The organism is Frankia sp. AgB1.9, from assembly GCF_016786355.1.
Taxonomy (GTDB): Bacteria; Actinomycetota; Actinomycetes; order Frankiales; family Frankiaceae; genus Pseudofrankia.
Genome location: NZ_JADWYX010000203.1, coordinates 1 through 9,419, shown reverse-complemented (window position 1 = coordinate 9,419; position 9,419 = coordinate 1). Strand labels below are relative to the sequence as shown.

Below are 9,419 nucleotides of genomic sequence, written 5' to 3'. Positions count from 1 at the left end.
TGGGCGCCTGTCGGCCACCGGCCTCGACTCGGCCGTCCCAGCTGGAGCCGCCACGACGGCGACCTGACCCGGGGGCGGGGGGGGGGGGGGGGGCGCGGGCCGCCCCCCCCCCACCCGGACTGGAGTCATCCCCGGCTGACCCGGCTGGCTTGGTCAGTCGAGGACGGTGACGACGGTTCCGGCGCCGACCGTCCGGCCGCCCTCGCGGATGGCGAAGCCGAGCCCGTTCTCCAGCGGCACGGGCTTGCTGAGCTCGACCGTCAGCTCGGCGGTCTCGCCCGGCAGCGCGAGTCCGGCCTCACCCAGGTCGACCTCGCCGGCGACGTCCGTGGTCCGCAGGTAGAACTGCGGGCGGTAGCCGGACGCGATCGCGGTGCGCCGGCCGCCCTCGGCCGCCGTGAGCAGGTGAACCTGCGCGGCGAACCGCTGGTGGACCGTCACGCTGCCCGGCGCGGCGACGACGTTGCCCCGCCGGATCTGCCCGCGCTGCACCCCGCGCAGCAGCAGCGCGACGTTGTCACCGGCCTGACCGGAGTCCATCGGCTTGCCGAACGTCTCCAGACCGGTGACCACCGTCGTCAGCGCAGTTCCGAGACCGCTGACCTCGGCCCGGTCGCCCACGCGGACCGTTCCCCGCTCGATGGCCCCGGTTACGACCGTGCCGCGGCCGGTGATCGTCAGGACGTTCTCCACCGGAAGCAGGAACGGCGCGCCGGTGTAGCGGTCGGGGACGGGGACGTAGTTGTCGACGGCGTCGAGAAGCGCGGAGATCGAGGCCGTCCACGCCGGGTCGCCCGCCAGCGCGCGCAGCCCGGAGACGCGGACCACTGGAATCTCCTCACCTCGGTAGCCGTGCGCGGACAGCAACTCGCGGATTTCGAGCTCCACCAGGTCGGCGAGCTCCGGGTCGGCGGCATCCGCCTTGTTCAGCGCGACCACCACGTGCCTGACCCCGACGTGCCGGGCCAGCAGCACATGCTCGGTCGTCTGCGGCATGATGCCGTCCTGCGCCGACACCACCAGGATCGCGCCGTCGAGCTGGGCAGCACCGGTGATCATGTTCTTCACATAGTCGGCGTGGCCCGGCATGTCGACGTGCGCGTAGTGCCGGTTGGCGGTCTCGTACTCGACGTGCGCGATGTTGATCGTGATGCCGCGAGCGATCTCCTCGGGGGCGCGGTCGATCCGGTGGAACGGGATGAACGTGCCGGACCCGCCGTCGGCGAGAACCTTCGTGATCGCGGCGGTGAGCGTGGTCTTCCCGTGGTCGACGTGACCCATCGTGCCGATGTTGAGATGCGGCTTGGTGCGGACGTAGGCCTGCTTGGCCATGATCTCTTCCTCTGTGCTGGACGTCCGTGAGCCCCTGGGTCCTACCGACCCTTCCCCTGCGGGGCTCCGGACGATCCGGGAAGAGTCAGCGTCGAGCGCCGCCGGGCAGCACGTCGGCCGAGGGAGCCGAGAACGCCGAGAAGGCCAGCTCCGGCGAGACCAGTGCCGATGAAGTCAGCACGACGGCGCCCGCGACCGCGGCGGGCGAAGAGGCGTCGTGCCGGAACATGCCTCTCATGGTGGCCAGCGAACGTGTCGCTGGCGAATGCTTTTCCGGCCGCCCCGCCGGGTACTGCCCGGAGGTGACTAGCGGTGCGACGTCGTCCGGCGCTGGCCGGGCCGGGGACGAGATGACGGTGCCACGCCTGGACGAGGCGACCAGCGCGGCGGTCGGGAAGCTCGGCGAGGCGCTGGAGTGGGTGGAACGGGCCCGCGGGGCGCTGTATGAGTTCCACCAGCTGTCCGGCCACGCGGACCGGACGCTCGCCGAGGCGATCGAGGACCTGGCGGCGGCGGGGCACCCGCGGTCGGCCGCCCAGCTGCGCCGAGAGCTGCACGGGCGCAACGTGCTCGACGGGCGCTGGACGTTCCAGATCGTCGAGGAGTACGACGAGCTCTACTACCAGCCCTTCCTCGCGTGCGACGAGCGGATCCGGACCAGGTTCACCGGCGGGCGCCGCCACGTCCACGAGGCTCGGATGAAGGCCGCCGAGCGTGACAAGGCCGGTCGCGACCGCTGGGGCCTCGGCGCCTGATCGCGAGTCGGCAATGTCGAGTCATGCCGGGCCGGCTGCTAAGCGTCCCGACGCTTGGCCACGACGATGCCGATTGCCAGCAGCACGGCCGCGAACGCGGCGAAGTACGCGAGGGAGCCCCACGGGCCCAGCCGGGCCTGCTGTTCAAGAGCCGAGTCCGTGCCCAGTGGCTGGCCGTCGTACAGGAAGTCGCTGGCGGCGGTGAACGGCAACCAGTCCTGCAGATGCGGCCCGATCCGGGGGATGACCGGCAGCAGGGTCTCCAGCAGCAGGTTCCAGATCAGGAGGCCGGTGATCGCGCCGGCGGAGTGCCTGATGAGCAGGCCCGCGGCCACGGCGATCACCGCCCCGATCGCCCAGACCAGTCCACTTCCGATGACGACCCGGAAGTCCCTCGCGTGGCGCAGCGCCAGCGGGGCGTCCGGGCGCAGGGCCACCGAGACGGCCCAGGAGCCGATCGCGGCGACCTCACCCGTGATCCCGGCGAGCCCCGCGACGACGACGGTCTTGGCGAGCAGGGCGTCGGTGCGCCGCGGGAACGCCAGGAAGGTCACCCGGATCGTGCTGAACCGGTACTCCGTGGTGACCGCCAGGACGGCCATCACCATCATGATGACGGAGCCGAACCTGCCGGCGAACTGGGTCGCGGCCGGGGTGAAGGTTGGCAGGTCGTCCTTGGTGACCGTCCCCGCCACCAGCATCGCCAGGGCGATGGTCGCGACGGTGGCGATCACCAGGCACCACCAGGGCGACCGGGTCGAGAACAGCTTGATCCGTTCGACCCGAAGCAACGTCAGGCTGGCCATGAGGTCTCCGCCTCCCAGACCACGCCGCTGGCCGGCTCCGAGTAGCCAGCCGGCTCCGGGTAGTCGGCCGCCGCCGGCTTGCCAGACGGTGTCGCGTTCCCGCCGGTCCCGGCCCGGTACTCGACGTCCTGGCCGGTCAGCCGCAGGAACGCCTCCTCCAACGAGCCACGCTGGGCGGCAAGCTCGTGCAGGACGAGGCCGGCGGCGCCGGCGAGTTCGCCGACCGCCTCGGTGGTCACATCGTGCACGGTGAAGGCCGCGGGACCCGCGTCGGACGCGGGCACCTCGTTGACGGCCAGCCCACCGGCGGTGAGTACCGCCAGCAGCCGGTGCGGTTCGGGCCCCCGGACCCGGACCGTGGCGCCGGACGCCTGGTCGGTGAACGCGGCCGTGGTGGTCTGCGCGATCAGCCGGCCCCGGCCGATGACGACCAGATCACTCGCGGTCACCGCCATCTCGGACAGCAGATGACTGGAGACGAACACCGTGCGGCCCTCGTCCGCCAGCCGGTGCATGAGCCGCCGGATCCAGAGAATGCCTTCGGGGTCGAGGCCGTTGACCGGCTCGTCGAACAGCATCACCCCGGGGTCGCCCAGCAGGGCGCCGGCGATGCCGAGCCGCTGGGCCATGCCCAGCGAGAAGCCGCCGGCCCGCCGGTGGGCGGCGTCGGTCAGCCCGACGATGTCGAGCACCTCGTCAACCCGTCGGTCCGGCAGCCTGTTGGCGGCGGCCAGCCAGCGCAGGTGCGCGCGTGCGGACCGGTTCGGGTGGACCCATTTCGCGTCGAGCAGGGCGCCGACGTGGCGCATCGGGTCGGTCAGGTCCACGTAGCGCTTCCGGCCGATACGGACCTCGCCCGCGGTCGGGCGGTCCAGCCCGAGGATCATCCTCATGGTGGTCGACTTGCCCGCCCCGTTCGGGCCGAGGAAGCCGGTCACCCGGCCGGACCGCACGGTGAACGACAGGTCGTTGACCGCCAGCGTGCGGCCGTAACGCTTGGTCAGCCCGCGGGCGTCGATCATCACTCTCCCCGCTCGGTGGTGCCTCGTCGTCGCCGTCGACCCGGATTCAGCGCCCTTTTCGGGCCAGATGGCGGCCAAGCGGTAACGACTGGTCGCAGTCTGCCCCTGCGATCTTGCCCCGGGCGATTCGGCGCCGCTGCCCCGGGTTGTCGGGATGGTCCATCGACTCGCCCGGTCCGCACGCCGTGCGGGGAACCTTGCGGTCGGCCGGCGATTTCGCGGAATCCGCGCGGAATCCCGTGGTGTTGGTCACCCGGGGTGTCGCGGCGGCCCGCCGGTCAGGCTGGTCGGGCCGCTCAGCGAAGCGCCGTTGGTGCTGCGGCCCAGGCGAAGCCCATGATCCGGCGGTCGAGTCGGTGGGTAGGGGCCGGCTGGCGGTGGCGGGACCGTCGGATGGCCGGGTCGGCCGGTCGACATATGACCAGATAACGGAGATCCGGCACGATGGGGACGGCCGAAGGGGCCGAAGTGGGAGGGGGCCACGTGACCGTCGAGCAGCCGTGCGACAGGATGGCCCGGTGCCTGCCCGCCGGTCCCCTTCGTCCGCATCACTGGTGTCAGCGCCGCCGGTCGCGTCCCCGCCGGCCCAGTCAGCTTCGGCTGCGGGCTATCGGGAGTCAGCAGCCAGGGCGGTCGCTGTGAGCGCCGGCCGGCCGGCGCGTCGCGCGGCTGGCGTCCAGCAGGCGTTGCCCGTGCCGCTGCGCGGCCTCGGCCAGCCGGGTCGGGGCAGGCACGTTCCGGTGATCGCCAGCTGCGGCGGCTGCGACCAGCGATGGACCGACGAGGCTGCGACGCACTGCCGGGGCTGCCACGGCCACTGGCCCGACCTCGCCGGCTTCGACGAGCACCTGCCGGCCTGCCCGGCCTACGTCTCGTTCGTGCCACCGAGCCGCAGCCGGGCGCGCAAGGCCTCCTGACCCGCCGTCGGCGAGCGTCGAACGGGCGACGCCGACGCCTCAGTGCTCCGGACGTGCCGGCGCGAGGCGCAGCGGCCTGGTTGGAGCGCTCGGGTCGTCCGCGCGATGCCGCGTGACGGTGCGCCGGCCCAGCGTCGGTGTCAGGAACCACCAGGCCGGGGGCGGGAACCACAGCGGCACGGCCCACCTCGGCTGCGGCCCCACGCCGCCGAGGTGACCGCTGGTCCACGGCCCTTCCGCCGAGGCGCGCGTTCCGTCGTGGCGTGCGCCCTCCGCGGTCGTCACGGAGATCCCCAGCGGATCGGCGGACCACGGCACCGCGTGCTCGGCGGCCGGCGCGACGGTGCCCGGCGCGGGCGGCGGCACCGAGGGGAGCGGCGGTAGCCGTCGGCCTGCCAGCACGGTCGGCGGTCCCGCCGGGACCCCGGCCGGGAGCGCGGCGGTCCAGACGGGCGAGCTGGGTGTCAACACGGTCGGCCGCCGGATCGGCCCACTCCCGACCACCGGTTCCGAGGTCGTCGCCGGCTCGGCGGCCGCGGGCGGCTCGGACCGGGGGGCCCGGAGCAGTGCTGGCACGAGGACCGAGACCAGCTCACCGGAATCCGGGTCGGCGGCCCGGGGCGGCGGGCCGGTCGGTGCCTGCTCGCGACCGCCCGGCGGCGGCAGTGTCGGCCGCGCCGCCGTGACCGTGACCGGCCGGATGGCGTCGTCGAACGGGGCGATGTCCCCGGGGTCGACGGCGGGAACATCGTCGATCGCGGCCTGGCTCGGGGCTGGACGCGCGTCGGCTGGCTCGTCGTCGGCCAGCTCCAGCAGCTCGACCGCGTCGTCGACCGAGCCGGTGAAGGACCGCCCGACGTAGGCGAGCTCCTCGAAGGTCAGCTCGGCGTGCGCGAGTGAGGCGCCTGGCTCCTGAGCCGGCGCCCTTCCTGGCGGCGAGGCGGGCACATCCCGCGAGCCCACCAGCGCCGGCAGCGCCGCCGAACCGCCAGGCAGCGGGGGCGCCTGGGAGTCGCCGGCGCTCTTGGCCAGGACCCGGGCATGGTTGCTCACCACCTGGGCCGCGGCGGCCGGAGGCTCGGATCCCGGCGGCATCAGGCCGTCACCGGGCCGCGCCGCGGGGGCGTCGTCCGGGCCGAAACCGGGGGTCGGCTTCCTACCGGCGGCCCCGCCGCGACGGGGGACCCAGGGCCGAGTGGTGGTGCCGAAACCGGCGACCCGAGGCTGCAGAAGACCGCCGACGGCCGCGACCGCGATGAACATCAGGACGATCGTCGACCCAGCCGCCGTCACGAGACCCAGCGCGAACGGGTCGAGCCCCTGCGACCAGCCCTCCTTCGTGTCGGGGATGGTCCTCGTCGCGGCCAGAGCGGTGTAGTAACCACCCCGGATGGCCGCCCCGAGCAGCATGGCCGCCACGAGGGCGCGCAGGTACCGCTGACCCGGGCGGAAGGCCACCCAGCAGAGCACCGTCGCGGTCGCCACGTTCATCACCACGGACAGGGCCGCGAGCACGAGGTCGTAGCCGAGCGTCCCGGTGGTCCGCAACGCGGCGATCGTCATGAAGGACGCGACCGACCAGCCGGCCCCGCTGAGGATCCCGCCGACGACCAGCCGGCGGGAGCTGGCCGGGTTGGTCGCGACGATCGCCAGGCCGGCTCCGGTGGCCAGCGGCACGACCAGCGCGCTCATGACGATCAGGCGCAGGTCGAACAGCGCGGTGCCGCCGTACTCGCAGGACACGGTGCCGGCGAGCTGGGTCGACCAGACCGCCGCGCCGACCGCGACCGCCGCGGCGGCGGTCCAGCCGGCACCGCGCACTCTCCGGGACCTCCGGCCGTCCGGGGTCAGCCGGATTCTGGCGGCACAGGTGAGCGCCGCGAGCGCGGCCGCGGAGGCGAGCAGGTAGGACACGGCGATGCTTGGACCGCACGACGACGAGAGTTGTTCCTTGGCCGCCAGTCCGGATGCGAGCGATGTCAGGTGCGGAACGGGGACAGCGGCGGCAACAGTCATGGCGATTCCTTGCTCGGTGACATCGTTGTCACTGTGTGTCCTATCCCGGACCCGGCCGTCTTGGCTTGGGGAAGACCACCAGAAGGCACGGACTCACCGGCTCGCCGCGATCGGGAACGGCGACCTCAATTCGGTCAAGGAGCCGGACGGAGACCCGGCTACCTGCTACTTTCCGTCGCTGAGCATGTGCTAGGGCCGATGGTTGCGCGGCGGGTACCGCCTGGCCGTCTGGGGTAGTCGCGGCGGGGGTCAGTCGCCGCCGCGCCGCCCCGCGCGGTCGGTCGCCACGGCGGACGGGAGGAAGCCGGCGTGACCCTGTGCGGCCTGCTGCGGCTGGACGGAGCGGATGTCCGCCGGTCCACTCTGACGGCGATGCTCGCCTCGTCCTCCCTGGGCCTGCCGGCCGCCCGCGGCGTCCATCTCGACGGGCCCTTCGGTGTCGTCACCGCCGCCGGAAGGGCGGGCGGCCCGATCCCACCGATCGCGGTGGACGACGGCGGCCTGATGGCCGTCGTGCTCGCGGGCCGCGGCCACCTGCGGCTCGCCGGTTGGCCGGCCTACCCGGCGGGCCGCCCTGCCGACGCCGACGGGCCGAGGGGGGCGTCGCGCGACGAGGACACGGCGGCCGTGGGCGTCGCCGCGGCCTACCGGGCCAGCGGCGAGCGCTGCCTGCGCGAGCTACCGCCGGACCGGCTCGTGCTCGTCTGGGACTCGGGCGCGCGACGGCTGTTGGCCACCCGCACCGGGCGGTTCGCCGTCGAACTGCTGACCTGGTCGGATGGGCGGCACCTCGCGTTCGGCACCGAGCCGGCACAGCTGTTGGCCGCGTTCCGGGCGCCTGCCCCCGCGCAGGTCGTCGGTCCGCGGCTGGACGGATCCGGCCGACCCCGCCGGCTGGTACGCCGGCTGGCGGTCGGCGAGGGGATCTCGATCTCGGTGACGGCTGCCCGCCGCGGCCCGCGCCCGTCGCGGCCGGCCGCTCTGCGGCTCGTGCCACGCCCGCCCGCCCCCGACGGCGCCGACCGTCACCGGATCGAACAGGACTGAGCCGAAGCCGAGGCAGGGTGGACGCGACTCGGCGGCCGTGATGCCGCGGTCGCGATCGTGAGCAGTGGGCCTGACGCCGTGGTCAGCGCTCGGTGACCGTGCCGGTCAGCCGTGGCTTCAGTTCGCGGGTGACCGATCGCTCGGCCACGAAGGACACGAAGGGGATCGTGCCGGCGAGCATGACCAGGATCGTTCGCCGCAGCGAGAACTTCGCCTTGGTCGCCAGGTTGAAGGTGGCGAGCAGGTAGACGATGTAGAGCACCCCGTGGACCGGGCCGACGATCTGGACGAGCTGCGGGACGTCCGCCGCGTACTTCAGCGGCACCGCGACGAGCACCAGCACGACGAGGATGACGCCGACGACGTAGGCGAGGACCCGGTACGGCCTGTACGCCTTCGCGAGGGCGTCCGGACCCGCGCCCGCGCGGCTGGGCGTGGCCGGCGCCGGTGGCGTGCCGGGCACGGGCGACGCGGTCGCGACGGCGGCCGGGTCCTGGCTGGGTGCGGTCATCGTGGTCTCCGGCGGGATCGTCGTGGTGGCACCGGTGCGGCGGGTGCGGCCTGGCAGGCGGGTGTCGTCGTGCGGGGCGTCGTTGAGGGGGCTGCGTCGAGGGGGTCAGGCGGAGTCGCGGGTGCGCAGGTTGGCCAGGTAGGCGTTGTACGCCGCCAGGTCCTCGTCCTCGGGGTCCTCGTCGTCGGCTGGAGTCGCCGTGAGAGACGCCGGCACGGCGACGGCGGCGAAGACCAGGGGAGCGTCCGCCCGGGCGACAGCCGTGGTCGCGCCGGCCAGGCCGGTCACCGGCCTCAGGTCCGTGACCGCCGGGTCGGCCGGCTCGGCGCCGGGCGCGGCGGCCGGCGCCGGGTTCGGCTGGCTTGGGCGGATCTCCTCGCCGATCATCTTGCCCCACAGGTACAGCACGAACGCGGTGAAGATCCACCACTCGATGCCGTAGAAGAGGTTCTGCAGGGTGCCGTGGCTGGACTCGCCCTTCGTCCACTGCCAGTGGCCCATGTAGATGAAGAACGCGATGAGGCCGAGCGCGAGCAAGTGGCGCAGCAACCACGCTGGCGAGAACAGCTTGAGCACCCTGCGCACATCCCTGACGCTACCCCCGACCCGGGCTGGCGGGATGCGGTGGTAGGTCACGCCTCACGTACCGCCGGCCGCCGTCCAGGCCCGTCGGTGAGTGCGCAGGTCAGGGCATCGCCGGTCAAGACGGAAAAAATCTTCCGAAATGACGGCAACCTGACGGGCCTCCCGAGCAACTACCACGTGAATGCCGAACGGAGTTCGCGCCAGGAGGTTCGGTCGGTGTTCTGGCCCGCTTGTTCCCCCGCTAACCCCCCCCAGCCGGGCGAGCGGGCCACCTAAACCAGCAAGGCTTCGCCAGGCACCTGCCTGGCCATACCGGCGATCGGAACGTCCGTTGGCAGGCGGACTTCCATCCCCAACCGCTGCCGCCCGGCCCCCCCTTCCCGCCCGGGCGGCAGCGGTTCTCCCGGGGTGGGGGGGGGCCGCCGCGC

At 73.4% G+C, this 9,419-nt stretch carries 10 protein-coding genes; 3 read left to right on the top strand and 7 right to left on the bottom strand.

Features of this window, described 5'->3' with window-relative positions; translation table 11 throughout:
* Positions 1-153 precede the first annotated feature (153 nt).
* Positions 154-1,332, bottom strand: a complete 1,179-nt coding sequence (gene tuf, locus I6A60_RS39675) for an elongation factor Tu (RefSeq protein WP_203023588.1) — start codon at positions 1,330-1,332, stop codon at positions 154-156.
* An 85-nt stretch (positions 1,333-1,417) separates the two neighbouring features.
* Entirely contained in the window at positions 1,418-1,561 is a 144-nt protein-coding gene (locus tag I6A60_RS39670) for a hypothetical protein (protein ID WP_203023587.1), read from the bottom strand.
* 121 nt (positions 1,562-1,682) lie between these two features.
* Between I6A60_RS39670 and I6A60_RS39665 the strand changes: the two genes are divergently transcribed.
* Positions 1,683-2,087, top strand: a complete 405-nt coding sequence (locus I6A60_RS39665; protein WP_203023590.1) for a hypothetical protein — start codon at positions 1,683-1,685, stop codon at positions 2,085-2,087.
* 38 nt (positions 2,088-2,125) lie between these two features.
* On the opposite strand, the gene I6A60_RS39660 is transcribed toward I6A60_RS39665, so the two are convergent.
* The gene (locus tag I6A60_RS39660; protein ID WP_374113365.1) at positions 2,126-2,884 is read right to left on the bottom strand and encodes a hypothetical protein; all 759 of its coding nucleotides are present in this window, start codon (positions 2,882-2,884) and stop codon (positions 2,126-2,128) included.
* Entirely contained in the window at positions 2,881-3,915 is a 1,035-nt protein-coding gene (locus I6A60_RS39655; protein ID WP_203023583.1) for an ABC transporter ATP-binding protein, read from the bottom strand. The genes I6A60_RS39660 and I6A60_RS39655 overlap by 4 nt, the downstream gene beginning before the upstream one ends.
* Before the next feature lie 638 nt (positions 3,916-4,553).
* Between I6A60_RS39655 and I6A60_RS39650 the strand changes: the two genes are divergently transcribed.
* Positions 4,554-4,832: a hypothetical protein gene (locus tag I6A60_RS39650; RefSeq protein WP_203023581.1), complete on the top strand. Its 279-nt coding sequence runs from the start codon at positions 4,554-4,556 to the stop codon at positions 4,830-4,832.
* 39 nt (positions 4,833-4,871) lie between these two features.
* Here the strand turns inward: I6A60_RS39650 and I6A60_RS39645 are convergent, their stop codons facing one another.
* Positions 4,872-6,848 carry an MHYT domain-containing protein gene (locus I6A60_RS39645; RefSeq protein WP_203023580.1) on the bottom strand — a complete coding sequence of 659 codons (1,977 nt, stop codon included), beginning with the start codon at positions 6,846-6,848 and terminating at the stop codon, positions 4,872-4,874.
* Between the two features lie 309 nt (positions 6,849-7,157).
* On the opposite strand from I6A60_RS39645, the gene I6A60_RS39640 reads away from it, so the two are divergent.
* Positions 7,158-7,895, top strand: a complete 738-nt coding sequence (locus I6A60_RS39640) for a hypothetical protein (RefSeq protein ID WP_203023578.1) — start codon at positions 7,158-7,160, stop codon at positions 7,893-7,895.
* A gap of 82 nt (positions 7,896-7,977) precedes the next feature.
* On the opposite strand, the gene I6A60_RS39635 is transcribed toward I6A60_RS39640, so the two are convergent.
* Together I6A60_RS39635 and I6A60_RS39630 are read right to left on the bottom strand one after the other, a co-directional pair.
* Positions 7,978-8,406, bottom strand: coding sequence for a DUF3817 domain-containing protein (locus I6A60_RS39635; RefSeq protein ID WP_203023576.1), 429 nt, complete (start codon positions 8,404-8,406; stop codon positions 7,978-7,980).
* Positions 8,407-8,511: 105 nt separating this feature from the next.
* Entirely contained in the window at positions 8,512-8,991 is a 480-nt protein-coding gene (locus tag I6A60_RS39630) for a hypothetical protein (RefSeq protein ID WP_307874104.1), read from the bottom strand.
* Between the last annotated feature and the right edge of the window lie 428 nt (positions 8,992-9,419).